Origin of the sequence: Microbacterium sp. 11MF (assembly GCF_000383475.1) — a bacterium.
GTDB lineage: Bacteria > Actinomycetota > Actinomycetes > Actinomycetales > Microbacteriaceae > Microbacterium > Microbacterium aquilitoris.
This window is the reverse complement of the sequence record NZ_KB911460.1, coordinates 661,365-685,870: the sequence shown is the minus strand read 5'-3', so window position 1 is coordinate 685,870 and position 24,506 is coordinate 661,365. Positions and strand designations below refer to the sequence as shown.

The 24,506-nt window shown below is 69.9% G+C and carries 25 protein-coding genes and 3 tRNA genes; 9 read left to right on the top strand and 19 right to left on the bottom strand.

All coding sequences use genetic code 11. From position 1 onward, the window contains the following. Nucleotides 1–17: 17 nt before the first annotated feature. The gene (locus H286_RS0110320; RefSeq protein WP_020098098.1) at nt 18–1,745 is read right to left on the bottom strand and encodes an ABC1 kinase family protein; all 1,728 of its coding nucleotides are present in this window, start codon (nt 1,743–1,745) and stop codon (nt 18–20) included. Nucleotides 1,746–1,750: 5 nt separating this feature from the next. After that, nucleotides 1,751–2,362 (bottom strand): PadR family transcriptional regulator, encoded by a 612-nt coding sequence (locus tag H286_RS0110315; protein ID WP_028497482.1) that lies wholly within the window; start codon nt 2,360–2,362, stop codon nt 1,751–1,753. Between the two features lie 264 nt (nt 2,363–2,626). On the opposite strand from H286_RS0110315, the gene H286_RS0110310 reads away from it, so the two are divergent. Continuing rightward, a complete protein-coding gene (locus H286_RS0110310; protein WP_020098096.1) occupies nt 2,627–3,649 on the top strand; it encodes a hypothetical protein in 1,023 nt (340 codons plus the stop codon). Nucleotides 3,650–3,731: 82 nt separating this feature from the next. Here the strand turns inward: H286_RS0110310 and H286_RS0110305 are convergent, their stop codons facing one another. Then, a complete protein-coding gene (locus tag H286_RS0110305) occupies nt 3,732–5,027 on the bottom strand; it encodes a M18 family aminopeptidase (RefSeq protein WP_020098095.1) in 1,296 nt (431 codons plus the stop codon). Nucleotides 5,028–5,471: 444 nt separating this feature from the next. Between H286_RS0110305 and H286_RS14585 the strand changes: the two genes are divergently transcribed. Next, on the top strand, nt 5,472–6,197 hold the full coding sequence (locus H286_RS14585; RefSeq protein ID WP_231370936.1) for an endonuclease domain-containing protein: 726 nt from the start codon (nt 5,472–5,474) through the stop codon (nt 6,195–6,197). 129 nt (nt 6,198–6,326) lie between these two features. Here the strand turns inward: H286_RS14585 and H286_RS0110295 are convergent, their stop codons facing one another. Continuing rightward, nucleotides 6,327–7,943 carry a DHA2 family efflux MFS transporter permease subunit gene (locus H286_RS0110295; protein WP_020098093.1) on the bottom strand — a complete coding sequence of 539 codons (1,617 nt, stop codon included), beginning with the start codon at nt 7,941–7,943 and terminating at the stop codon, nt 6,327–6,329. Between the two features lie 67 nt (nt 7,944–8,010). Next, nucleotides 8,011–8,601, bottom strand: a complete 591-nt coding sequence (locus tag H286_RS0110290) for a metallophosphoesterase family protein (protein WP_018186910.1) — start codon at nt 8,599–8,601, stop codon at nt 8,011–8,013. Here H286_RS0110290 and H286_RS0110285 point away from each other — a divergent pair. Both H286_RS0110285 and H286_RS0110280 read left to right on the top strand, forming a co-directional pair. After that, nucleotides 8,600–8,854: a hypothetical protein gene (locus tag H286_RS0110285; RefSeq protein WP_020098092.1), complete on the top strand. Its 255-nt coding sequence runs from the start codon at nt 8,600–8,602 to the stop codon at nt 8,852–8,854. The two genes, H286_RS0110290 and H286_RS0110285, sit on opposite strands and share 2 nt — an antisense overlap. Before the next feature lie 174 nt (nt 8,855–9,028). Then, nucleotides 9,029–9,538 carry a hypothetical protein gene (locus H286_RS0110280; protein ID WP_231370935.1) on the top strand — a complete coding sequence of 170 codons (510 nt, stop codon included), beginning with the start codon at nt 9,029–9,031 and terminating at the stop codon, nt 9,536–9,538. A 51-nt stretch (nt 9,539–9,589) separates the two neighbouring features. Here the strand turns inward: H286_RS0110280 and H286_RS0110275 are convergent. The 4 genes from H286_RS0110275 to H286_RS0110260 form a co-directional block, all read right to left on the bottom strand. Then, a tRNA-Met gene (locus tag H286_RS0110275) sits at nt 9,590–9,663 on the bottom strand. A gap of 24 nt (nt 9,664–9,687) precedes the next feature. After that, nucleotides 9,688–9,759, bottom strand: a tRNA-Thr gene (locus H286_RS0110270). A 64-nt stretch (nt 9,760–9,823) separates the two neighbouring features. Beyond that, nucleotides 9,824–11,191: a M23 family metallopeptidase gene (locus H286_RS15235; RefSeq protein ID WP_020098090.1), complete on the bottom strand. Its 1,368-nt coding sequence runs from the start codon at nt 11,189–11,191 to the stop codon at nt 9,824–9,826. 199 nt (nt 11,192–11,390) lie between these two features. Then, nucleotides 11,391–12,179 carry an inositol monophosphatase family protein gene (locus H286_RS0110260; protein WP_020098089.1) on the bottom strand — a complete coding sequence of 263 codons (789 nt, stop codon included), beginning with the start codon at nt 12,177–12,179 and terminating at the stop codon, nt 11,391–11,393. A gap of 31 nt (nt 12,180–12,210) precedes the next feature. On the opposite strand from H286_RS0110260, the gene H286_RS0110255 reads away from it, so the two are divergent. Beyond that, entirely contained in the window at nt 12,211–13,776 is a 1,566-nt protein-coding gene (locus H286_RS0110255; protein WP_020098088.1) for a phytoene desaturase family protein, read from the top strand. Nucleotides 13,777–13,789: 13 nt separating this feature from the next. Here the strand turns inward: H286_RS0110255 and H286_RS14580 are convergent, their stop codons facing one another. From H286_RS14580 to H286_RS14575, 5 genes are all read right to left on the bottom strand, one after another. Further along, nucleotides 13,790–14,797 carry a hypothetical protein gene (locus tag H286_RS14580; RefSeq protein ID WP_051090667.1) on the bottom strand — a complete coding sequence of 336 codons (1,008 nt, stop codon included), beginning with the start codon at nt 14,795–14,797 and terminating at the stop codon, nt 13,790–13,792. A gap of 146 nt (nt 14,798–14,943) precedes the next feature. Then, nucleotides 14,944–15,028, bottom strand: a tRNA-Tyr gene (locus H286_RS0110245). An 87-nt stretch (nt 15,029–15,115) separates the two neighbouring features. Further along, complete coding sequence (locus H286_RS0110240) at nt 15,116–15,604, bottom strand: FBP domain-containing protein (protein WP_018186904.1); 489 nt, start codon at nt 15,602–15,604, stop codon at nt 15,116–15,118. Nucleotides 15,605–15,644: 40 nt separating this feature from the next. Then, nucleotides 15,645–15,959 carry a hypothetical protein gene (locus tag H286_RS0110235; protein WP_020098087.1) on the bottom strand — a complete coding sequence of 105 codons (315 nt, stop codon included), beginning with the start codon at nt 15,957–15,959 and terminating at the stop codon, nt 15,645–15,647. Nucleotides 15,960–16,008: 49 nt separating this feature from the next. Then, on the bottom strand, nt 16,009–16,854 hold the full coding sequence (locus H286_RS14575; RefSeq protein ID WP_020098086.1) for a LysM peptidoglycan-binding domain-containing protein: 846 nt from the start codon (nt 16,852–16,854) through the stop codon (nt 16,009–16,011). A gap of 93 nt (nt 16,855–16,947) precedes the next feature. On the opposite strand from H286_RS14575, the gene H286_RS0110225 reads away from it, so the two are divergent. The 3 genes from H286_RS0110225 to H286_RS0110215 all read left to right on the top strand — a co-directional run bounded on the left by H286_RS0110225 (nt 16,948) and on the right by H286_RS0110215 (nt 18,233). Beyond that, the gene (locus H286_RS0110225; RefSeq protein ID WP_028497481.1) at nt 16,948–17,439 is read left to right on the top strand and encodes a YajQ family cyclic di-GMP-binding protein; all 492 of its coding nucleotides are present in this window, start codon (nt 16,948–16,950) and stop codon (nt 17,437–17,439) included. A gap of 96 nt (nt 17,440–17,535) precedes the next feature. Continuing rightward, entirely contained in the window at nt 17,536–17,787 is a 252-nt protein-coding gene (locus H286_RS0110220) for a hypothetical protein (protein WP_020098084.1), read from the top strand. Next, the gene (locus H286_RS0110215) at nt 17,784–18,233 is read left to right on the top strand and encodes a BLUF domain-containing protein (protein ID WP_020098083.1); all 450 of its coding nucleotides are present in this window, start codon (nt 17,784–17,786) and stop codon (nt 18,231–18,233) included. Before H286_RS0110220 ends, H286_RS0110215 begins: the two co-directional genes overlap by 4 nt. Before the next feature lie 58 nt (nt 18,234–18,291). Here the strand turns inward: H286_RS0110215 and H286_RS0110210 are convergent, their stop codons facing one another. Both H286_RS0110210 and H286_RS0110205 read right to left on the bottom strand, forming a co-directional pair. After that, complete coding sequence (locus H286_RS0110210; protein ID WP_020098082.1) at nt 18,292–19,419, bottom strand: Gfo/Idh/MocA family protein; 1,128 nt, start codon at nt 19,417–19,419, stop codon at nt 18,292–18,294. Then, nucleotides 19,416–20,240 carry a sugar phosphate isomerase/epimerase family protein gene (locus H286_RS0110205; RefSeq protein ID WP_020098081.1) on the bottom strand — a complete coding sequence of 275 codons (825 nt, stop codon included), beginning with the start codon at nt 20,238–20,240 and terminating at the stop codon, nt 19,416–19,418. The genes H286_RS0110210 and H286_RS0110205 overlap by 4 nt, the downstream gene beginning before the upstream one ends. A gap of 111 nt (nt 20,241–20,351) precedes the next feature. Between H286_RS0110205 and H286_RS0110200 the strand changes: the two genes are divergently transcribed. Beyond that, a complete protein-coding gene (locus tag H286_RS0110200) occupies nt 20,352–20,948 on the top strand; it encodes a TetR/AcrR family transcriptional regulator (protein WP_020098080.1) in 597 nt (198 codons plus the stop codon). A gap of 12 nt (nt 20,949–20,960) precedes the next feature. On the opposite strand, the gene H286_RS0110195 is transcribed toward H286_RS0110200, so the two are convergent. The 3 genes from H286_RS0110195 to H286_RS0110185 form a co-directional block, all read right to left on the bottom strand. Next, complete coding sequence (locus H286_RS0110195) at nt 20,961–21,986, bottom strand: alpha/beta hydrolase (RefSeq protein ID WP_020098079.1); 1,026 nt, start codon at nt 21,984–21,986, stop codon at nt 20,961–20,963. Between the two features lie 7 nt (nt 21,987–21,993). Continuing rightward, nucleotides 21,994–23,367 carry an FAD-dependent oxidoreductase gene (locus tag H286_RS0110190; RefSeq protein WP_020098078.1) on the bottom strand — a complete coding sequence of 458 codons (1,374 nt, stop codon included), beginning with the start codon at nt 23,365–23,367 and terminating at the stop codon, nt 21,994–21,996. Between the two features lie 61 nt (nt 23,368–23,428). Beyond that, nucleotides 23,429–24,490 (bottom strand): polyprenyl synthetase family protein, encoded by a 1,062-nt coding sequence (locus tag H286_RS0110185; protein WP_018186891.1) that lies wholly within the window; start codon nt 24,488–24,490, stop codon nt 23,429–23,431. Nucleotides 24,491–24,506 lie beyond the last annotated feature (16 nt).

Sequence of the window (24,506 nt, the reverse complement as noted above, 5' to 3'; positions counted from 1 at the left end):
TAGGCGGCGGCCGCCCGTCACCCGCGGCGGCCGAAGACGCCCGCCAGGAGCGCGTGGGCGAGAGGCAGGAGCGAACCGGTCATCAGGACGCCGCCGAGAACCGGGTCGTCGGGACGCAGTGTCGCCCCGCCGACCAGGAGGGCGGCGAACAGCAGTCCCGACAGCGTGCGACGGCCCAGCTGCTCCAGCCGCGCGACGCGGCGTTCCAGTGCCGGGTCGGGGAACGAGATCCGCCGGTCCTCCACACGCGTGATGAGCTCATCCACGCGCCCCGGCAGCCGCGACGCGGTCGTGATGCTCGAGACGGCACGCCGCAGGACGTCGCCGACGGCGTTGCGTCCTTCCTCGCGGACGAGACGTGAGGCGTACGGTTCGACCGCATCCCAGAGGTTGAAGGTCGGATCCAGGGCGCTGCAGACACCCGAGGTCAGCGACATCGCGCGAACGATGAGGAGGAAGTTCTCCGGCAACTGGAACGGGAGTGCCCGCACGACGTCCTGGAACTCGATCGCGAACGCGCGGAACTCCCGCGGGTCCACCTCGCGGAGTTCGGCGAACCCCATGCCGCCGAAGCGGGCGAAGAGCTGCGTCATCGCTCGTTCGAGCTCGGTCGTGTCCGCGCTCGGCAGCAGGACGCCCACGTCGCGGATGCTCTGCACGAGCGCGACACCGTCGCGGGCGGCGACGGCGATCATGAGGCGCCGCAATCCGTTTCGCAGGCCCGGCGGGACCTCGCCCATCATGCCGAAGTCGATGAAGGTGAGCCGCCACGACGGGGCGTCGGCACCGGCGGCATCCGTCCCCGTGAGAGGCGTGACGAAGATGTTCCCCGGATGCGGGTCGGCGTGGAAGAACCCGTGGGTGAACACCTGGTCGAACATGACCGACGCGAACACCTTCGCGACCTCGGCGGGATCGATCCCGGCGGCACGCAACGCGTCGTGGTCGGTGATCTTGATCGCCGTGACGTCCTCGAGCGTGAGCGCGCGACGGGACGTGCGCTCCCAGACGACCGCGGGGACGCCCACGCGGGGATCACCGGCGAAGTCCGCCGCGAACCGTTCGCCGTTGGCCGCCTCCTGCAGGTAGTCGATCTCCTCGAGACTCGTCTCGGCGAACTCCTCGACGAGCTGGGGGGCGTCGACGCGGTCCGACACGATGCGGACGTGGCTGAGCCACCGGCCCACGCGACGCAGCGCCGCGAGATCGGTGTCGACGATCCGCTGGATCCCGGGGCGCTGCACTTTCAGGATGACGGCGTCGAGCCCGGTGAGGGCGGCATCCTCCTCCGACAGCCTGGCCCGATGGGCCTGACCGAGGGATGCCGCGGCCACCGGCACGCTCTCCACGGCGACGAACGCGCGGTCGAGCGGCACGCCGAGCTGCCCTTCGGCCTCGGCACGGATCTCGGGGAACGGGACGGCAGGGACTTCGTCCTGCAGTCCTTCCAGTTCCTTCGTGATCTCGGGAGGAAGGACGTCCAGGCGCGACGACATGAACTGGCCCACCTTGATCATCAGGCCACCGAGGTCGATCGCGAGACCGTGGAATCGGCGGGCGATGCGCTGCATGCGCGCCGAGCGTCCCCGCACACCGATCCAGCCGAGGCCGATTCGCGGCAGGAAGAGCTCGAACCACCATGTGACGGCGAGTGCCCTCGCCGCGAAACGGAGGATCCGCCGATAGCGCGCCCGCGCATCGCGGTCGTCGGGAAGGTCCTCGCCTTCCCGACGCCGTGCTGCCACGCGGATCAGCCCTGCGCGAGCAGGGCGTAGAGCCGACGGCGAGCCTCTTCGAGGATCTCCACGGCCTCCGCCACCTGCTCGGGGGACCCGGATCGCGCCACCTGCGCGGCGGCCTGCGCCAATTCGACGCCCGCCTTCGGCAGCGCCGTCGCGCGCGGGTGGTGCTCCTTCGTCGGGCCAGCGGTCTCCCAGGGCGCCGAGCCGGCCGCCTCGTCGGCGACCATCCGACCCGCGTCGGTGAGCGAGTAAGTCTTCCGACCGCCCGCCTCTTCGGCGACGATGAGTCCCTCATCCGCGAGGAGCTGGAGCGTCGGGTAGACCGACCCGGCGCTGGGCTTCCACGATCCGCCGCTTCGCGAGTCGATCTCCTGGATGATCTGGTAGCCGTGCATGGGCTTCTCGGCGAGGAGCGCGAGCACCGCGGTCCGGACGTCGCCGCGGCTCATGCGAGAGGGGCCGGGGCGCTGATCGAACGAGGTGCGGAACTGCTCGAACGCCTCCATGAGCCCGGCGCCGAGGTTGCCGAGATCCACGCCCTGAGGGCCGGAGCCGAACCCGCGGCCGCTGCCGCCGAAACCGCTGGATCCGAAGCCCTGCGAACCGAATGGACTGTTCATGTTGTCTCCCTTGAGTGGTGACCGATACACAACGATATATCGTTCGGAAGGCCACGCGGCCGACCTCAGGAAGTTGCCAGGCTCCGTGATCAGGACTTTTATGAACGGGCGACGGATCGGGTACGCCCAGGTAACGTTCGGGTAACGCCCAGGTACGTCGGCCAGAGTGGGCGACTCGTGCCCGCCCGAACGGTCACGCTCGCCTTCTCAGGCGTGCCCCTCGCTACACGGAACCATTACTGCTGCATGCCTACTGACTCGACTGTGCCCTCCACCCGCCGCTCCATCCGCTCCACCCAGATCGAAGCCCGCCGCCTGCGGCGCCGTCCGGTCCTCGTCCTCTCGACGCTGACCACGGCCTTCGTCATCGCCGCGAGCGCGACCGCCATGGCCCCCGCGCCGCAGGCCGCATCCTCGGAGACCTCCACTCCGGCGATCGCTCTGGCCTCCTTCACTCAGAAGCTTCCCGAGTCGCTGACCGACGGCGTCGCGACCTCCGCTCCGGAGTCGAAGATCCAGTCCGCACTCCAGCGCGCACAAGAAGCCGCGGCTGCCTCCACCGACGTGACCGCCGACATCACGGCGTCCAAGCTCAACGTCGGCACGACGGACATCACGGTCCCCACCGACGGCCTCTCGAAGGCCGTCGACGACCTCGAGACCGTGTCGTCGCTGCCGCTCCTGCTCGACACCCGCGACGCGACGGCCGAGCTCGAGACCGAGATCACCGCCGTCACCGAGAAGACCAGCGCCCTCCGGGGACGTCTCGACGCCGCGATCGCCAAGGAAAAGGAACGCCTCGCCGAGGAGAAGCGCAAGGCAGAGGCTGCCGCTAAGGCCGCGGCCGAGAAGAAGGCTGCGGAAGAGGCAGCGGCCGCTGAGGCTGCCGCCAGCGAGTCCCGCTCGTCGTCCTCTTCTTCTTCGTCTTCCTCCAGCTCCTCGAACTCCGTCCCCACCAGTGGCAAGGCTCGCAGCGGCACGTCGGCCGCCGCCGCGCAGTCGACCGCACGGGGCATGCTCGGGAACTACGGCTGGGGCGACGACCAGTTCTCCTGCCTCGTCTCGCTCTGGAACAAGGAATCCAGCTGGAACTACCGCGCGCACAACTCCTCGAGCGGCGCGTACGGCATCCCGCAGGCCCTTCCCGGCAGCAAGATGAGCAGCGCCGGATCCGACTGGCAGACCAACCCCGCCACGCAGATCGCCTGGGGCCTCGGCTACATCGACGGCCGCTACGGCAGCCCGTGCGGCGCCTGGAGCCACTCGAAGAACAACGGCTGGTACTGATCACCAGCTGACACCGCGGATGCCGCGGGTCCCCGACATGACGTCGGCGGGCCCGCGGCATCCGTCGTTTCGGCGTTGAGCCTCAGGCGGTGAAGAAGGCCTCCGCCACCCGCGACAGGTCGTGCAGGTCGCTCACGCCGGCGAGCTCGCGCGCGGAGTGCATCGACAGGATCGGGATGCCGACGTCCACCGTCGCGATCCCGAGCCGGGTCGCCGTGATCGGACCGATGGTCGAGCCGCACGGCACGGCGTTGTTCGAGACGAACTCCTGCGAGCCGACACCGGCGGCGTCGCACCAGCCGTGCCAGGCGGCCGCGCCGGCGCCGTCGGTGGCGTAGCGCTGGTTCGCGTTGATCTTGAGGATCGGGCCGGAACCGAGGCGAGGCTGGACCACCGGGTCGTGCTTCTCGGCGTAGTTCGGGTGCACCGCGTGCCCGACGTCGCTGGAGACGCACCACGACGACGCGAGCGAGCGCAGCTGCTGCTCGCGGTCGGCCCCGAGGGAGAGCTGGATGCGCTCGAGGACGTCTGCCAGGAACGGTCCGGCCGCACCCGAGCGGGTCGCGGACCCGACCTCCTCGTGATCGAACACGGCGAGCATCGCGATGCGCTCCGCGTCGAACCCGTCGGCCGCACGCTCGAGGGCGACGACGCCGGCGTGGACCGAGGCGAGGTCGTCGAGACGGCCCGAGGCGAAGAACACATCGCCCTTGCCGAACACCGCCCCTCGGGCGGCGTCGGCCGTGACAACGTCGTACCCGCGGATGCGCGAGGCGTCGACGCCGGCTTCGGCGGCGAGCTCGCCGAGCAGGTCGGCGGAGTCCGCGTCGCCGAGGCCCCAGACCGGCTGGGTCTGACGCTGCTTGTCGAGGGCGAGGCCGTCGTTGACCTCGCGATCGAGGTGGATGGCGAGCTGCGGCAGGCGCAGGAGAGCGCCCGTCGCGGCGAGGACGCTCGTCCCGTCGTCGAGCACGAGGCGACCGGCGAGGCGCAGTTCCCGGTCGAGCCACGAGTTCAGCAGCGGACCGCCGTAGACCTCGACGCCGGCCTGCAGCCAGCCCAGGCTCCCCGTCGTGGGACGCGGCTTGAGCTTCAGGGCCGGGGAGTCGCTGTGTGCGCCGAAGACATGGACGCCGGTCGCGGCATCCGCCCCGTTCGGGACGACCCACGCGAGGACAGCTCCGTCGCGCACGACGAAGAACCGCCCGCCGGGCTGGGAGGGCCATGCGTCGCGCTCGTCGAGCTCCGTGAAGCCCGCGTCGCGCACTCTGCGGGCGACCTCGGCGGCAGCGTGGTAGCTCGAGGGCGAGGCGGCGACGAAGTCGGCGAGATCGGCGGCGTGGTCGAGCGCTGCCGAGCCGGTGAGGGGCGTGGACATGGGTGTACCTCCAGAGAAGGATGCCGGGCGGGACCCTCCGATCGTAGTTCGGCCGCGCTTCGCGCCACCCCAGCCACTTCCCCTGTCACGACACGCCGCGGCGGCTCGCAGTTCAAGACAGGGGAGGCCTTCTGCACAGGCGGGGATCGGCGGCGTCCCCTCTCCGACTCCACAGCCCAGCGGCGGCGGGGTCGACGTCGGCGGGACGCTGGACGGATGCACCCCCTTCCCGCGTCGCTCGGCGAGCGGTTCTCGGTCGCCTCTGCTCGGGCAGCCGGTATCCCGACGAGTCGACTGCGAAGAGGCGGCGACCTCGTGCGGCCATTCCACGGTGTTCGGGAGCGTCGAGACGCGCACGACGACTCAGGATCTGATCGCTTCGGGATGCCGCGAGGAGACGCCGAGGCGGCGCACCTCCTTCGCGCACGGCAGTACGCCGCAAGGATGGCTCCGCATGAAGCCTTCAGCCATATCACCGCGGCGGTCATCTGGGACATCCCCCTTCCTCCGGGTGTGCTGCATGATCGTCGAGTGCACGTGGGAGTCGAGGGCCCGCGACGGCTCCCCCGTTCCGCCGGGGTGCGCGGCCACGAACTGCTCCCTGGCATCACACGGTTCGCGACCCACCCCACGACCGGACTCCGGGTGACGGACCCCGCGTCGACATGGGCGACGCTCGGCGCGATCCTGCGCTCGCAACGGGACCTCGTGGCCGCGGGCGACGCGATCGTGCGGACGTGGCGGGTGCCGGATCCCCTCGCGATTGTCGATGAGCTGGCGGTTGCGATCGACCGCGGCCGGCGGGTCGGCGTCCGCTCACTTCGCGAAGCGCTTCCTCGGCTCCGGACCCGGGCGGCTTCGCGGCCAGAGAGCCATCTGCGGCTCGCGCTGTTCGACGCGGGACTGCCCGAACCACGTCTCAACCACCCGATCGTCGCCGGCGGCCGCGTCGTGGCGACGGGGGACCTCGTCTATCCGGGTGCGCGTGTCGCGGTCGAGTACGAGGGCGAGCATCACCTGCTCGATCCCGGGCAGTGGGCATACGACATCGAGCGCTACGACGCGCTGCGCGCCGCCGGATGGACCGTCCTCCGCCTCACGAAAGCGGACGTGTTCGGCCATCACGCTCAGGCGGCCGCGAAGGTCAATGCCGCTCTCACGGCGCACTGACCTCCCCTGTCACGAACGGCGAGACCCGGCGGCGTGTTGTGACAGGTGAGTGCGGGCCGGCGGCGTGGGCTGCGTTCCCCTGTCGCGAACTGCGGCCGCTCGCGGCGTGTTGCGACAGGGGAATGACGGTCACGCTCCCTGGAAGCGCTCCGCTGGCTGAGGTCCCGGAGCCTCGTCGTCGCGGCGGCGGCCGGAACCGAGAGCGAACGTCGCGCCCAGCCCGATGACGAGGAAGCCGGCGGCTGTCAGAGCCGAGGCGCGCGTGCCGTCCGAGAAGGCGGTGCGCGCGGCATCCGCGATCTGCGCCTGCGACGGGTCCGCCTCGAGACCGGCGATCGCCGCTCCCGCCGAGTCGACGACGGCCGTCACGACTTTGTCGGCGGCGGTCGACGGGACACCGGCATCGTCGAGGGATGCCGCGAGCACACCGCCCGTCGTCGTGAACAGCACCGTCCCGAGGATCGCGACGCCGAGCGCCGACCCGACCTGGCGGGCGGTGGACTGCATGCCCGAGCCCTGGCCCGACTTCTCGACGGGGACGTCCTGCAGGATGACACCGGTCAGCTGGGCCGTCGCGAGTCCGACGCCGAACCCGTAGACGGCGAGAGCGGGGATGAGCCAGCCCCAGGCGGCCTCCGGTCCGATGATGAACCCCGCCCAGGCGATGCCGATGATTTCGGCGAGGATGCCGACGCGCACCACGACGACCGCCGGGACCTTGCCGCTGAACGCGCCCGCGGCGCCGCTCGCGACGAACGATCCCCCGGCGAGGGCCAGGAGGAGGAGCCCGACCTGGAGCGCGTCGAAGCCGAGGACGAACTGGAGCCACAGCGGCAGCGCGAGGATGAGCCCGAACTCGCCGAGCGAGACGACGAGAGCCGCGATGTTGCCGTTCCTGAACGACGAGATGCTCAGCAGCGAGAAATCGATGAGCGGGTCCTGGCCGCGGCGACCGCGACGGAGGCCCCACCGGACGAACAGGACCAGCGCGATGAGCGTGATGGTGAAGGCGAAGGGGATCGGCGAGACGGAGAGCGGCCAGGTCCAGCCGCCGATCGTGAGCCCGGGCTCGGCGATCCACCAGCCGAACGTCCTGCCCTCGATCAGGCCGAACACGAGCGAGCCGAAGAGGATGACGGACAGCAGAGCGCCCACCCCGTCGATCGAGCGCTTACGGCTCTCCCGCGACTCGGCGACGGTCAGCAGCACACCGATGACGATGATGATGCCGAGCGGGATGTTGATGCCGAACGCCCACCGCCACGAGAACGCCGTGGTGAGCCAGCCGCCGAGGAGCGGGCCGACCGCGGCCATGCCGCCGATCGTCGATCCCCAGACGGCGAACGCGATGCCGCGCTCGCGGCCGCGGAACGTCGAGTTGATGAGCGACAGGGTGGTCGGCAGGATCATCGCTCCGCCGACGCCCTGCACGAAGCGGGCGAGGATCAGCAGCTCACCCGTCGGCGCGAAGCTCGCCAGCACCGACGACGCCGCGAAGACCGAGACGCCGATGAGCATGACGCGGCGCCGGCCGAAGCGGTCGGCGAAGGCACCGAACAGCAGCAGCAGCGAGGCGAAGACGAGGGTGTAGACCTCCTGGACCCACTGCACCTCGGTCGAGCTGATCTTCAGCTCCTCGACGATCGACGGCACCGCGACGTTGACGATCGTCGAGTCGACGATGATCAGCGACACCGCGACACTGATGAAGACCAGTCCGAGCCACCGGCGGGAGTCCTTCGCCATGAGATTTACCTCGCTTTTCTAGCAATCCGACAGCGATAGTACTCCTCCGACGGCGGGGTGCAACCCGTCAGATGCGACGAAGATCCACGGAACGGATGCCGCCGTCCGCGAGCTCCACCACCATCAGCGTGTGATGGGGCTGACGCCGTCGGTCGGTCGGTGAACCGGGGTTCAGGAGCCGCATCCCGCTCGGCGACGTCGTGTCCCACGGGATGTGGCTGTGGCCGAAGACCAGCAAGTCGGCATCGGGGAAGGCAGCATCCATCCGCTCCTCGCGGCGCTGCTTCTGCCCGGTCTCGTGCACCACGGCGACGCGGACGCCCTCGATCTCGCGACGCGCGATCTCGGGGAGGACGGCACGCAGATCGTCGCCGTCGTTGTTGCCGTACACGCCGAGCACGTCACCGTGGTCACGAAGGTCGCCGAGGACGGATGCCGCGACCCAGTCCCCCGCGTGGACGATGAGGTCGGCGACATCCGCTTCGCGCCTGACCGCGTCGGGCAGAGTGCGCGCACGGCCGGGGATGTGGGTGTCGGAGATCAGCAGCAGTCGCGTGGTCACCGCGGCAGGGTAGCCCAGCCCGGCGCGACGCGACAGCCTCTGCGTGAGCAAGGTGGAGTGGGTGAAGGTGGGGTTCTCGAAGGAAGGAACAACCATGAGCACTCCCGAGCAGACCGGCGACGACGGCATCCGCCTCGACCCGAATGACGCACCCACCGAGGACACCACGGTCGGAGACACCGAGGCCGCCGACGCCGAGTTCGAGGGACGTCCCCTCGACACCCCCGCGGACGAGCCCGAGGAGACATATGCCGCAACCGACATCCAGCCCGAATCGCAGGGCGAGGATCCGGTCGTCGTCGAGCTCGGCGAGGAGGGCGAGGGCGACCTCTCCCCCATCGACGTCTGACTCGCCGGATCGACGCATCGCGTTCACCGATGCAATAGATCGTGCTCGACACGCCGCCCACCGACCCGGTGAGGCGGCGTGTCGCGTCGAATCCCTTGCATCCGCCGATAGGTGAGGATGCCGCGGTTCGACCTGCGTCTTCACCTCCCCCACGATCTGTGTCAGATTCAGGTCATGAATACCGCTCCCGATGCGCAGGTGCCGTTCACGTCGGCCGACATCACGGTGCACACGCTCACGACGTGGGCGCTCGGATCGGTCATGGTCGGCGCGTACTGGGGGGCCGAGGCCTCCTCGCCGGGCGGCGGGTTCGACTATCTCGGCTGGTTCCTCGCTTTCAGCGCCGTCGCCGTATTCATCCTCTGCTGCCTCGGCTCGCCGCTGGCGTGGCTGACGGCGCGAGCGTTGCGGACCGTCACCTCGACGTGGGTGCACATCGTCGCGTTCGGGGCGTTGGGCGCTGTGGCCTCCGTCCCCGTCGTCTGGGTCATGCTCCCGTGGACGTCGCTGGAGGGCGAACCCGTCCTTAGTCTGCGGATGCTGGGTGTCGCCGTACTCTGCGGCATCTGCGTAGCAGCGGCGCGAGCAGTGGCGTTCCTGTCACGTGCACGCCGTGAGCGGCGGCCACCGCGACCGGTCGATCCGGAGGATGCGCTGCTGGACGCGATGGGAACGGCGAGCTGACCCCCGCCCGGACATGACAAAACCCCCGGGGTGGAGCCCAGGGGTTTTGCGTAGCGGGAGCGGGGCTTGAACCCGCGACCTCACGATTATGAGTCGTGCGCTCTGACCAGCTGAGCTACCCCGCCGTGGCGCATCTGAAGGATGCTGCGAGCCCCGAGTCAGGATTGAACTGACGACCCCTTCCTTACCATGGAAGTGCTCTGCCACTGAGCTATCGGGGCGTGCTGCCCGCAAGCGGGCAACTAGAAGAGGATACCAGAGTCGCGGCATCCCTCTGTAACCGGGTCAGCCTCGCGTGTGCTCCTTCAGCCACGGAAGCGGATCGATGCGAGTGGTTCCGCCGAGCAGCACCTCGAGGTGGAGGTGAGGACCGGTGGACTTGCCCGTGCTGCCGACCTTGCCGAGGACCTGGCCGGCCTTGACGGTCTCGCCGGGCGAAACGCGGAGGGAGCCGTACTCCATGTGGCCGTAGCGGGTCGACACGAGCTGGCCGTCGATGATGTGGTCGAGGACGACCGTCACGCCGTAGTCCCCGCCCGCTTCGGTGGCGATGCGCACGGTACCCGCTGCGACCGCGTGGATCTCGGCGCCTCGCCCGGGGGTGAAGTCGGTGCCGTGATGCACCCGCGAGAACTTCGACAGGTACGAGGTGGATCCGAACTGCGCCGAGATCGGCACACCGACCGGGAACGGCCACTGCACCTCGGCGGTCGCATCGTTCACCCACGTTCCCGCGAACTTGGTGACGCCGGATTCGGCGGCCACGTCGGCCATGGACTCGATGTCGTACTCGTCCGAACGCGCGAGATCGCCGGCCGCGGCCGTCGATCCCGAGACGTACGCCTGGATCTCGGGAGCCTCGGTCGGGGTCTTCTCGCTGGCGAGCGTCATGTCGCCGCGGACCTCCTGGCCGAACGCACCCACGGCCGCAACCGGGGTCGTCGTTCCGATGGCGAGAAGGCCGACGACGCCGACGACGCTGACCGAGAAGGATGCCGCGGCCAGCCGCTTGAACACGACACGGCCGCGCCGAGGGCGCGGGGGCTGGTCGGCCATGCGGACACGGGTCTTGCGCTGAGTCTGCTCGTCGGCGTCAGCGGCTGCGCGGGCGACCTGGATCGGCGTCTCGCCGGTGAAGGAGAACACCTTCGCCGCGAGTTCGAATTCGTCGATGCCGGGAGCCGCGTCGTGGCCGGAGGCGTGCGTCGAGTCCGCGGACGGGAGGACGATCGTCTCGTCGAGGAACTCGCGAACCGGCGTCGCCTCGGGGGTCGCGGTGGCCTCGGCAGTCGTGGAGCGCGCAGAGCGAACGCGACGACGCAGCGGGACGGAGGCGACCGGCGTCTGCGCGACCGGGCTCGCCGCAATGACGGATGCGACATCGGCAGACGGCACGGGGACCGAGTCGGCGATGACGGCGTCGGCGATGGTCTCGGACACGACGGATTCCGCCAGCGACACGGGCGCGAGGTCTGCTGCCGAGGAGTCCGCCGCAACGGCACGCGTGCGGCGACGGCGCAGCGCCGGGGCGTCGGCGGCCTGGATCATGGCGATGACGTCACCCATGGCGGCGACGGCCTGGACAGCTGCCGTCTCGGCGTCGCTGACCGGGGCCGCAGCCTGCTTGCGATACTCCGCACGGGTCAACGGCATGGAGCCGGACGCGGCGGGTCGCCGATCGCGACGCGCAGCGGGCGCGTCAGTCGGGGAGGTCTCGAAAGTCAAACGTGCGGGCTCTCGGGTAGAGCGGCCTGGGCCGCGGGGCTTCAAGGACAGACACCCTCGCTCGGGCAACGAAGGTAACGATCAGATAAACACGCTACACGAACGGGCCTGGGAATGGGATGTCCATTCACAACCCGATGGTGGCCGTCAGGCGCGCGAACAGCTCGGGGCCTGCCGCGACGGTCATGTCGCGCCCGGGGAATCCACCGGGAGCGCCCGTGATCCGCCCGCCCGCCTCGGTGACCAGCAGTGCGCCGGCGGCGTGATCCCAGGGGTGGAGGCCGCGCTCGAAGTAGCCGTCCAGCCGCCCGGCGGCCACGTACGCGAGGTCGAGCGACGCCGCTCCAGCGCGACGCAGGTCGCGCAAGAGCGGCATGACCGCGGCGACGCGGGCGAGGTCCTCCTCGTGGTACTTCGGGTCGTACCCGAAGCCAGTGGCCACGAGTCCTCCCGCCTCGCCGACGCTCGACACGGCGAGGCGCTCCTCGCCCCGCCAGGCTCCGCCACCGCGCACCGCGTGGAACGTCTCGCCGACAGCCGGGTTGTGGACGACGCCGGCGAGGGCCGTCCAGGTCGGGGGCGTCGGTTCTCCGGACACCGCCGCGATGCTCACGGCGTAGTGCGGCATCCCGTAGGCGTAGTTGACGGTCCCGTCGATCGGGTCGACGACCCACGTGATGTCGGACGTGCCCCGCTCGGCACCGGACTCCTCTCCGAGGAAGCCGTCGTCGGGGCGCTCGGCGGCGAGCCGCGCTCGGATGAGGGCTTCGACCTCGCGGTCCGCCTCGGTGACGATGTCGGCGATGACGGACTTGGTCGCGGCGATCGCGACACCCTCCTGGCGACGGCGCAGCGCCAGGGCGCCGGCGTCACGGGCGATGTCGAGGGCGAGGTCGGCGAGCGCAGCGGCATCCATCCCTCCACGGTACGCCGCTAGGTTGAGCATCATGAGCGCCATCCGCGACGTCGTCATCGTGGGCGGAGGGCACAACGCCCTCGTCGCCGCTGCCTATCTCGCCCGCGCGGGACGCACCGTGACGGTGCTCGAACGTCAGGGTCACGTCGGCGGCGCAGCCGTCTCGGAGCGCCCCTGGCCGGGAGTGGACGCGCGCCTGTCTCGTTACTCGTACCTCGTCAGCCTGCTCCCCCGCACCGTGATCGACGATCTCGGACTCGACATCCGACTCGAGCGGCGACGCTACTCGTCGTACACGCCGTTGCCGGAGTCCCCGGACCGCGGCATCCTCATCGACAACGCGGATGCCGCCGCCACCGCGGCGAGCTTCGCGCACGCGACGGGCGACGACGGCGAAGCGGCACGGTTCTCGGCGCTGCACGAGAGGGTGGCCCCGCTGGGCAGGGCGCTCTTCCCGACCGTCACGGCGCCTCTGCGGAGAGAGTCCGGCGTCCGCGCCGCCGTGGGCGACGACGCCCTCTGGGAGGCGGTGTCGGGCCGTCCGCTCGGCGCGTTCATCCGAGGAGCACTGGCGACCGACGTAGCCCGCGGCATCGCGTTCACGGACGGCCTGATCGGAACCTTCGCCCACTCCGACGACGAGTCGCTCCGTCAGAACCGCTGCTTCCTCTATCACGTCATCGGTGGCGGAACCGGGGACTGGGACGTCCCGGTCGGCGGCATGGGTGCCGTCAGCAACGAGCTCGAGCGCGCGGCCCGGTCGGCTGGCGCCGAGATCCGAACCGGCGCCGAGGTCGTCGCGGTCTCCCCCGACGGTGACGTGGAACTCGCCGACGGCGAACGACTCGGGGCGCGGCTCATCCTGAGCGGCGTGGGCGCGGCGGTGCTCGACGGCCTCCTGCGCGCCGGCGGCGGCATCGGCACCGGCGCCGCCCGTCCCGAGGGGGCGCAGATCAAGGTCAACATGCTGTTGTCCCGCCTGCCCCGACTGCGGGACACCTCGGTCGACGCTCGCGCCGCGTTCGCCGGCACGTTCCACATCAATGAGACTCTGTCGCAGGTGGATGCCGCCCACGACCGTGCGGCGGGCGGAGCGATCCCAGATCCGCTGCCGGCGGAGATCTACTGCCACTCCCTCACCGACCCGTCGATCCTGGGACGCGCGCTGCGCGCGTCGGGGGCGCAAACACTCACCCTGTTCGGGCTGCAGGTCCCGCATCGACTGATCGCCGAAGGTGCCGCGGACCGTCACGCCCTGTGGACGGCGGCCGAGCGGTCGCTGGACTCGGTGCTGGCCGAGCCGATCGCCGACCTGCTTTACCGGGCACCGGACGGGAGCCCTTGCGTCGAGGTGCGCACGACGGCGGACCTCGAGCGGGACCTCGGCATGGTCGGAGGTGACATCTTCCACGGCGAGCTGTCGTGGCCGTGGGCTCGAGACGACGAACCGCTCGAGACCCCCGCCGAACGGTGGGGAGTCTCGAGCGGTGTCGAGGGTGTGTTGCTCTGCGGATCGAGTGCCCGCCGTGGTGGAGCGGTCAGCGGGATCGGCGGACACAACGCGGCGATGGCCGCTCTCGAGATGCTGCCGGTCTAGCCGACCCGCGGCCTCAGTAGCGCGGCGGCGGCGGCACGTCCGGCGCGCCCGGCGCAGGCGGGACCGGCGGTGCAGGGTGATCGGGCTGGGACGCGTCGCCCGGAACCGACGGTGCCGGGGGAACCGCCGGCGCATCCGCGGGAACGGACTCGGGAGCCGGGGGTGCCTGGGGAGCCGTCGCGCCGTACGGCTGCTGCGGGTAGCTCGGCTGGCCGGTGTAGTAGGCGTTCCAGTCGGGCGACCCGTCGGGCATGACCGGGAGCGGGGTGCGGCCGTCCGCGTACGTCGGCCAGGCCTGGACAGGAGCCGCCGGGGCGGTCAGCGCGGGGTCGAGCTGCGCGACGGAGCCGTACGGCTGCGCGGCGTAACCCTGGGAACCGTAGCCGGAGATCGGGGAGCGATCGCGCTTGGGGGCGAACAGCGCGTTCACGAGCGGGACGAGTGCCGTGCCGACGGCGGCGAGGATCGTCACCGAGACGACGACCTTCCAGTAGATGTCGCGGAAGTCGGTGAACTCCGCGAAGAGCAGCGGGATGATCAGCATGACGGCCAGGATCACGACGAGACCCATGGTGACGTAGGCGACGATGCTGGTGAAGGTCGTCTGGTGCCGCCCGAAGGAGTTGGTATAGAGACGGATGTGGAGCAGTGCCGCCTGCAGGATCAGCACGATCAGAATGAACTTGAAGAACCGCTCGGCGCCGACGCCGTAGTCGCCGGGAGCCTCCGGCATCCAGATCATGAACGCCCCCGCGATCAGCGCGACGACCCACGACACGATGCTCGCCAGTGCGAACCAGGCCGGGCGGCGCTCGGAGAGGGATGCCTCGAGGATCGACACTCCCGCGAAGGCGGCGAGCAGGAGGATCGTCAGGAATGCCCGGGCCACCATCCCGTTGGAGTCGCCCACCAGGACCCAGACGACGCAGACGATCGCCGCGGCGATCAAGGCGCCGATCGCGACCCAGATCGCGGCTCGGAAGATCTTGCTCGAATTCGGCGCAGTGCTCGGTTCGCTCATCCTCGGCATCCCTTCGGCGGAGGCCTCCCCCGCCCTCGATCCCCCATCCTGTCAGACCGCCCCGTGGGCGACGGAGATGTCCACAGGGGTTGCGCACTCGGGGAGAAACAAGAAAGAGCCGCGGAGATGTCCGCAGCTCTTTCGTCTGGTGGCGAGTGAGGGATTCGAACCCCCGAATGCAATGCAGTCTGATTTACAGTCAGATCCCTTTGGCCGCTTGGGTAACTCGCCAGGTGCGCACCCGCCCGGCTTTCTCAGTCGACCGGAGGCGCGATCACCGATACTACCCTCCCCGAGGGCATGTCGAAAACCGAGGCCTCAGGCGGCGGAGGCGACGCGCTCCACGAAGGATTCGAGTCGGTGCCGGGTGCCGTCGATCCGCCGATCGACGCTCGCGCGGATCTCGCTCGGCGCGAGCGGACCGGCGATCCGCACGTTGTCGTGGCAGGTCAGATCGGCGCACACGTAGGTACCGACGCTGTCGCCGCGGTCACCGGCATCCCCCGCCCGTCGCGCGGTGAACATCGTCACCTGGTTGCCCGGCTGCATCGTGTGGCAGATGTTGCACATCGCCGACCGGGCGCGGGCGGCGCCGTTCGCGGCGCGCAGGACGATGCCGGTGGGCTCGCCGCCGATCTCGGCGACGACGTAACCCCGGCTGCGCGTCGTGGGGTCTCGCCAGGCGAGGAAGTCGAGGTGATCCCACTCGAGGATCGGGAAGTCGTGGGGCAGTTCGAGACGTTCCCGCTCGTCCCTTGTCGCATTGACGAGCACGTCGCGCAACTGGTCCTCTGTCAGCGGCCGCATCACTCCAGTCTACGAAGCGACGGATGCCGCGGCTCCGCCGTCAGCTCCCGACGGCCAGGATGATCGAGGCCGCGCCGACGAGTGCGATCCCGAGGACTGTTCCGGCCGCGGGCCAGACGAACCCGCGTCGACGGATGCCGGCGAACACCAGACCGACGATGCCGGCGAGCATCGCCGCCGACCCGCCCGCGACGAGCAGCGCGAAGGTGAGGATGAGGAGCCACCCGTACTGCTCGTCGACCGTCGCGACCAGGACGAGCACGAGGAGGGTCGGCAGGACCGACAGGACGACGATGGCGACAGCGGCGATTCCCCATGCGCGTTGCGCGAGCTGAGGAGGTGCGGGCGTGCTCACCCCGTCAGGCTACGGGCGGAACGCGCCCGCGCCGGGCGGCGCGCGGGGCTCAGCCCTTGGCCTCGATGGACCGGCTGGTCGGCCGGAGCTGCACCCGGTCGCCCGGCTGCAGAATGTGCTCGGGACCGCCTGCTTCATTGAAGCGCTGCACCGTGATCGCGTCGACGCAGAAGCGGTCGCCGATACCGCGATAGGTGTCGCCGGGCTGCACGGTGTAGAACGTGGGCTTCCCGTCCACCTTCTCGACGGGACCCTCCGCGTACTCGCCGGTGCCGGTGTCGGTGAGGGCGCCGGACATGCTCACGGAGATCCGCCCTGACGAGGTGGGCTCGGACACCTCGATGCGTGCGATGCCGTCGCAGTCCTGGTGGGTGCGATAGCCGCCCTTCTTCGCCTCGTTGAGCGCCGCCGCCGTCACCGTCCCCTCGGGGAGGATCGCGAGGTAGTCGCCCTCGTAGATGTCGCCCGCACCGTCGAACGCGTTGGCGGCGTCGAAGTCGCCGCTGTCGAGGCAGAAGCGCTCGACGATCGCCCAGTACGAATCGTTCGACACCACGCGGTAGACCGTCGCGAGACCCTTCCCGTTGGATCGCTCGACGACGCCGGTGGCCCCGGGAGAGATCGACCCGCGATCCTTGCCGGGTGCGACGCCCAGGCACTTGCTCTCGGGCGGTGCGGGCGTCGTCTCGACGGGTGCGGGCTCCGTGGGTTCCGGCGTCGGGGTCGGAGTCGGGGTCGGCGGCGCGATGCGCGCGGGACTGGCCGACGGCGACGGCGCCTCCGCCACCACCTCATCCGTCGGGATCATGCCGATGACCGCCGGCGCCGCAAGCGCCAGCAACCCCACGACCGCCCCCACGGCGATACCGAGCATGATCTTCCCCCGACGATCCATGCCTCGACGCTAACGGTCGCGGATCACGGGCGCGCAACGATGTGGATGTCGCGACCCGCGGCATCCGCTCGGCACAGCGGTACCCTCGAACGCATGGCATCAGACTCTTCGTTCGACGTGGTCAGCAAGGTAGATCGTCAGGAGGCGGACAACGCCCTCAACCAGGCGCGCAAAGAGGTCGAGCAGCGCTACGACTTCAAGGGCACCGGCGCCTCGATCGAGTGGAGCGGTGAGTCGATCCTCATCAAGGCGAACAGCGACGAGCGGGCCAAGGCCGTGCTCGACGTCTTCCAGTCCAAGCTCATCAAGCGCGGCATCTCGCTGAAGAGCCTCGAGTCCGAGGATCCGCAGCCGTCGGGCAAGGAGTTCCGTCTCGTGTCCACGCTCAAGGAGGGCATCTCCTCCGAGGACGCGAAGAAGATCACCAAGCTGATCCGCGACGAGGGACCCAAGTCGGTCAAGGCGCAGATCCAGGGCGACGAGCTGCGCGTGCAGTCGAAGTCCCGCGACGACCTGCAGGAAGTGCAGCGGATGCTGAAGGCCGCCGACCTCGACGTCGACCTGCAGTTCATCAACTACCGCTGACTCGCGGGTGAGCGGCCAACGGGTTGTCAAGCCCGCGCGGCTGTCGGGGCCCTCACCTACCGTGGCTACTCTGCACCACGAGTAAGTGAGGTCCCCGTGTCTGAGCACCACCCATCCCCCGGCACGGTCTGGGCGCGCGTCGAAGACGGCTTCCACGTCGGCAGCCGCGACGGCAACTTCCTCGGCTACATCGAGCGACGTCGGGATGGGCGTTATGACGCATTCGACATGCGTTCGGCGGTGATAGGCACGTTCGCCGACCTGGTCTCCGCGATGCGGACGCTCTCGTCGGTTCCGACACCCGCGCCGGGGACGAACGGCATCCTCACGATCCGGGAGAACCGATGACCCCCACCGACGACACCGTCTTCTCCGTCGTGTACTCCAGCAACGCGACCGTCCCGTTCAGCGACGACGCGCTCGGCGAGCTGCTCCAGCAGAGCCGGGCCTCGAACGCGCAGCGGGACATCACCGGGATGCTGCTGTATCGCAACGGCCGCTTCATCCAGATCCTCGAGGGCCCCGAGCAGGCGGTCCGAGAGACGATGGGGAAGATCGAGCGCGATCCGCGCCACGACCACCTGCGCGTCCTCATCGACGAGTTCATCGAGGAACGCAACTTCGCAGAGTGGACGATGGGCTTCGAGCCCATCGCGATGCCCGACGAGAACGCGCCCGAAGGCTTCCGCGACACCTTCGACGACCTCGAAGCGCACGGCGACCCGTCCGCCACGCTCCGCGCCGCACGCGAGCTGAGCCTCTGGTTCCGGGTGCGCTCGCACCAACCGCGCTGACGAACGGACGACGGCCCGGACCCCGGCGAGGGATCCGGGCCGTCGTGCTGTCAGCTGATCAGAGCGTGCGGGCGAAGGGGTCGAAATCAACCGGAACCGCAGGCACCGGCGCGACCGTGCTGTCGATCTCGAGGTACTGGCCGGTCTCGGCCGAGTCCTGCGCCGACAGCAGCACGTCGAGCACGTGGAAGCCGAGCTCGCCGGTCGCAACGTGCGTGCGGTTCTCCGCGATCGCGCGCACCATGTCGAGGACACCGAGACCACGGCCGACGACCGTGCCCTCCTGCTCGACGTCGATCCACTCCTGCTCGGTCTTCATTCCGTCGCGGAAGACGCCGAGCGGCTTCACGTAACGGGTCGGACCGTCGAAGCGGTTGGGGTCGGGCAGCACGATCGAGCCCTCGGTACCGTGGATCTCCACGACGCCGTGACGCTCGAGCGCCGAGTCGAAGCTCAGCAGGTGCGTGCCGTGCTGGCCGCCCTCGAACGTCGACAGGACCTGCACCGAGGACGGCACCTCGACGGGGAATGTCTCACCGGCGCGGGGGCCGGTGTGGATGTGACGCTCCGTGCGGAAGCGCGAACCGCGCGCCGCGACACCGGCGATCGGGCCGAGCAGGCTGACGAGCGCCGAGAAGTAGTACGGCCCCATGTCGAGGAGCGGTCCCGCACCCTTCGCGAACAGGAACGCCGGTTCGGGATGCCACAGGTCGGGCCCCTGCGTCTGGAAAGCCGTCTGCACGAACAGGGGCGTGCCGATGACGCCCTCGGCGATCGCACGCTTCGCGGACTGGAACCCGGGGCCGAGGATCGTGTCGGGCGCCGAGCCGACGCGGACGCCGGCAGCGTCGGCATCCTTCAACAACTGGCGAGCACCCTCGCGGTCCAGGCCCAGCGGCTTCTCGGTCCACACGTGCTTGCCGGCCGCGACCGCCTGCGACGAGACCGCGATGTGCGACTCGGGGATCGTGAGGTTGACGACGAGCTCGACCTCGGGGTTTCCGAGGACGTCCTCGAGGGTGCCCCACGAGGGGACGCCGTGCTCCTCGGCCTTGGCCTGGGCGCGCTCGGGGATGATGTCGCCGATGGCGACGACCTTCACGTCGGGGAACGACGTCAGGTTCTCGAGGTAGGTCTGGCTGATGACACCGGCACCGACGATGCCGACTCCGACGGGACCGGTCATGCGATGAACCCGCCGTCCTTCAGGAAGGCGTAGGACGCCGCGATGTCCTCGAACACGTCGCCGGGGGCCTTGTCGTACTCGATGACGGCGTACCGGATGTTCGTGCCGGCGCGCAGCGATGCCGCGAGCGGGACGTCTCCGGTGCCGGCGCGCAACTGCTCGAGCGAGTCGGAGCCGAACTCGTCGGAGCCGGGAGCCCACGGGTTGGATGCCGGGGCGATGCCGTCCTTCACGTGCACGGCGATGAGCCGGTCGCCGAGCCTCTCGACGAGAGCCGGCACATCCTGGCCGCCGGTGAGCGCCCAGAACAGGTCGAGCTCGATCTCGACGCGGTCGTCGGTGAGCTCGAGGAAGCGCTCGTAGGCAGTCTGTCCGTCGAAGGACTTCACGAACTCCTGCGCGTGGTTGTGGTAGCCGACGGTCATGCCGAAACCGGCGGCCGTCTCGGCGAGCCGGTTGAGGCGCTCGGCGATGTCGGCGACGCCCTCCTCGGTGAACCAGCGCTCGGCGGGGACGAAGGGGTCGATGACCGTGGTCATCCCGATCTTCGCGGCGGCCTCGAAGACGACCTCGGGCGCGGGGGTGGGGATCGAGCCGTCCGGCGTCCACAGCTCGTCCGACAGCAGGGGCGCGTGGCCGGTCGGCGAGGCGAGACCGCTGGCGTCGAGCGCCGCGCGGATCTCATCGGGACGGCGGACGAAGTCGAACGCCTCGACGTTGCGCAGGCCGAGAGCAGCCAGCTTGTCGAGCGATCCGGACATGTCCTCGCTGAACTCTTTTGCGAGCGTGTAGAGCTGGACTGAGGCGAGTGGCAGAGCCATGGGCCTTCCTTCGTAACGTCGTTGTCGGATGCCGCGGGGCGGCGTGATCCCGACGATAACAGAATTAACCTCCATGTGGAGGTTTTGATTCTGCGGGCCTACGCTGGCCCCATGCAGCAGGGTCAGGATGACGTCATCGGTCGCCGCGGATCGATGCCCAAGGGCGTCGCGAGGCGCCAGGAGATCCTCGACCGCGCCATCGAGGTGTTCCGTGAGCGGGGTGCCAGCGGCACGTCGCTCCGCAGGATCGCCGAGGCCATCGGAGTGTCCCATGCCGCTCTCCTGCACTACTTCGACTCGCGCGAGCAGCTGCTCGTCGCCGTCTACGCGCACGCCGAGCAGAACCACGAGAATCCGCCCGAGCTCCGACCCGGCATCGACACGATGATCCACGCCGCGCGGCGCAACGTCGACATCCCGGGCCTCGTGACCCTCTACTCCACGCTGCTCGCCGCGTCCCTTCAGGACGAGGAGGGCGTCGGGCGGGACTTCTTCACCGCCCGTTTCGAGGGACTCCGCGGATCCATCACCGAGAGCCTCCGGGTCCAGCAGCGCGAAGGTCTCGTGCGGGACGACGTCCCCGCCGAGCACCTCGCAGCCCTACTCATCGCGGCATCCGACGGTCTGCAGATCCAGTGGTTGCTCGACCCCGGCGTCGGGCTGGAGTCCACGCTCCAGACCCTCGGCGCCCTGTTGCGGCCGGCCTGACCGCGTCCGCCGTCAGTGCGCGGACCGCCCTCGCCGCGATCCGCGTGGTCGCCCGAGAGCACCCTGGGCGAGCCATCGCTCAAGCGTCCGGTAGGCCTGTTCGCGCGGGGCGGGACGGGACAGGAAGAGGTCGTGGATGCCGCCGTCGATCCGCGCGAGCGTGACGTCGCGGCCGATGCGGGTCGCGGCGCGCGCGATGTCGTCGACGACCAGGACCGAATCGCTCCCGGTCATCTCCGCGTTCCAGGCGAAGGGATTCGTGGACTTCGTCGACAGCAGCACGATCGTCGGGCAGGCCACGTCGATGCCCGAGGCGACCCGCCGGTGCGCCTCGACCACCGCCGCCAACCAGGCGGGATGCGTAGGGAACCCGCGCTCGGGTCGCCACTCCCGGCGGTAGCCGCGCACCGGGAGAGCACCGACCTCGGTCTGCGCGCGCGTGTAGAACCCGAGGTCGACGACCGGGTGCGCCCCCATCGGATCGACTCGGGCACGCATCTGCACCAGCGGCGACAGCGCCTGCCGACCGAGGGTCCCCAATTGCAGCTCGAGCCATGGGCTGTTCAGGACGAGCGCATCGAGCCGGCCGTGATGGCGGGACGCCCACAGTGTCGCTGTCAGACCCCCGGTCGAGTGGCCCATCATCACGAGGCGACGACGCGTGCGCGGACGGTCCAGCGGATGCCCCATGGCCTCGAAAGCCGCGGCGATGTCGGCGTCGTACACGTCGAGCGAGGTCACGAAGCCGGGTGTCTGCCCCGGCCGGAGGCTTCGACCGTACTTGCGGAGGTCGAGGGCGTGGAACCGCGCGCCGAGCGACGCCCAGAAGCGCGCGAGCTCGACCTGGAAGAAGTAGTCAGACCAGCCGTGCAGGTAGATCACGTCGACGTCGCGCAACGGTCCCGTGAGGCTCGCGAGTCTCGGCGGATCGAGCCGGACGAGCGTCGCGACGACCTCGCCTTCCTGGTCGCTGCCCAGGGGCAGCGTGAGCCGCTCGAACGGACGCCCCAGGACGTCCTGCTCCCAGCCGCCGGTCATCGCGTGATCACTCCCCGCGCGAGACCCGCACCATCTCGTCGCGGTCGACGACCTTGATGCGCTCGCGCTCGTGCGGGGCGCCGAGGGCGACCTCGTGCTCGTCGAGTCGGTGCCAGCCGTCCAGGTCGGTCCAGGCGATCTGGCGCTCGGCGAGCAGCGAGATGATCGCCTCGTCGGACGGGTCCTCGGGAGTCCACCACGACGCCTGGTCGTTGATGAGGTGACGGATGGTCTCCATGGCGTCGGACTTGGTGTGGCCGATGAGTCCGACCGGGCCCCGCTTGATCCAGCCCGTCGCGTAGACGCCGGGGACGCGCTCGTTCGAGCCCTTCTCTACGACCTGACCCTCGTGGTTCGGGATGACGCCGTGGCGCTTGTCGAACGGAACGTCGGGCAGCGGCGAACCGAAATAACCGACCGCGCGGTAGACCTGGCCGATGGCGATCTCGCGCAGCTCGCCCGTGCCCTCGACGCCGCCGGAGTTGTTGGGCCGCGTGCGCTCGGTGACGATCGCGCTGACGCGACCGTCGGCATCCTTCTTGATCTCGACGGGACGCGCCCAGAAGTGGAGGTGAAGGCGGCGACTGGCCTCGCCGCCGGCGTTGTTGACGCTGGGCCGCTTGCGCCACGACTGCAGCACGCGGTCGATGACCATGACCTGCTTGTTCGACGCGATCGCCGCCTTGGAGGCCTCGTCGTAGTCGAAGTCCTCGTCGTAGACGACCATGTCGACGTCGTTCAGCTCGCCGAGCTCGCGGAGCTCGAGCGGCGTGAACTTCACCTGCGCGGGACCGCGGCGACCGAAGACGTGGACGTCGGTGACGGGCGACGCCTTCAGGCCCTCGTAGACGTTCGCCGGGATCTCGGTGGGCAGCAGGTCGTCGGCGTGCTTCGCGAGGACCCGTGCCACATCGAGAGCGACGTTTCCGTTGCCCAGGACCGCGACGGATGCCGCGTCGAGCGGCCACTCCCGCGGGAAGTCCGGGTGCCCGTCGTACCAGCTGACGAAGTCCGCGGCGCCGTACGACCCTTCGGCGTCGATGCCGGGGATGTCGAGGTCGGCATCCTTGATGGCGCCGGTCGCGAAGATGACCGCGTTGTAGTGCTTCTTGAGGTCGGCGAGGGTGATGTCGGTGCCGAAGCGGACGTTGCCGAAGATGCGGATGTCACCGCGGTCGAGCACGTCGCGGAGGGCGTTGATGATGCCCTTGATGCGCGGGTGGTCGGGGGCGACGCCGTAGCGGACGAGCCCGTACGGGGCGGGCAGGTGGTCGAACAGGTCGATCGAGACGTCGAACTTGCGCTCTGCCTTGAGGAGGATGTCCGCCGCGTAGATGCCGGCGGGTCCTGCGCCGACGATGGCCAGCCGGAGCTTGGTCATGGGTGTCCTTTCCGAGAGCCCGCGAACGGGCGTGACGAAGAAGCGGCGATTCCGCCGGGTTTCAGCTGGAGCGGTCGACGACGACCTGGGCGAAGCGGGTCAACGCATCCCGCACCTGCCCGTCGGGAAGCGGCGCGAGAGCCGCGACAGCGCGGTCGGACCACTCGTGCGCGAGCAGGCGGGTCGCCTCTGTCGCGGGGTGGACGCGCAACTGCGCGAGCGGTTCGTCGAGGATCGCGGGGTCGGCGCCGTCGGAGATGCGGGCGACGCCCTCGTCGATCGTGACCTTGAGGGCCTGCGAGGCCGGGTCGGTCGCACGGCCGAGAAGCAGATAGGGCATGGTCGGGACGCCGGCACGCAGGTCGGTGCCGGGCACCTTGCCGGTCTCGGCGGGGTCGGCCGACAGGTCGATGACGTCGTCGAGCAGCTGGAAGGCGACGCCCACGCGCTCACCGAACTCGCGGACGGGAGCCGCGTACTCGTCGGACGCGTCGGAGAAGACGACGCCCGTCTCGGCGGCGGCGGCGATGAGCGAACCGGTCTTGTCGCTCAGGACCTGCAGGTAGAACTCGACCGGGTCGTCGCCTGGCTGGGCGCCCACCGTCTCGTGCATCTGCCCGAGGACGAGACGTTCGAAGGTGTCGGCCTGCAGGCGGATCGCCCGCTCCCCCACCTGCGCCATGAGCTGGCTCGCACGGGAGAAGAGCAGGTCGCCGGTGAGGATCGCGACGTTGTTGCCCCACACGGCGTGGGCGCTGGGAACGCCGCGTCGACGGTCGGCTTCGTCCATGACGTCGTCGTGGTACAGCGAGCCGAGGTGGGTCATCTCCAGCGCCGTCGCACCCGCGAGGACGTCGTCGGTCACCCCCGAGCCGAGCTGCGCGGTCAGGATCGCCAGCATGGGCCGCATCCGCTTCCCACCGGCCTCGTAGAGGTAGCGGGACGTGACGTCGGCGAGCGAGTCGCCGACCTTCAACTCACCGGCGAGGCGGGCTTCGACGAGGTCGAGCCCTTCTTCGACCGTGGTGAGGAGCTTCCGCATCCGCGGTCCCACGAAAATGCGTTCGGTGACGCCGAGTCGGCTCGCGATCTGCGAGCCCGGAGTACCGGGGCGGGGGGTCATGGCTCCAGCGTACCCG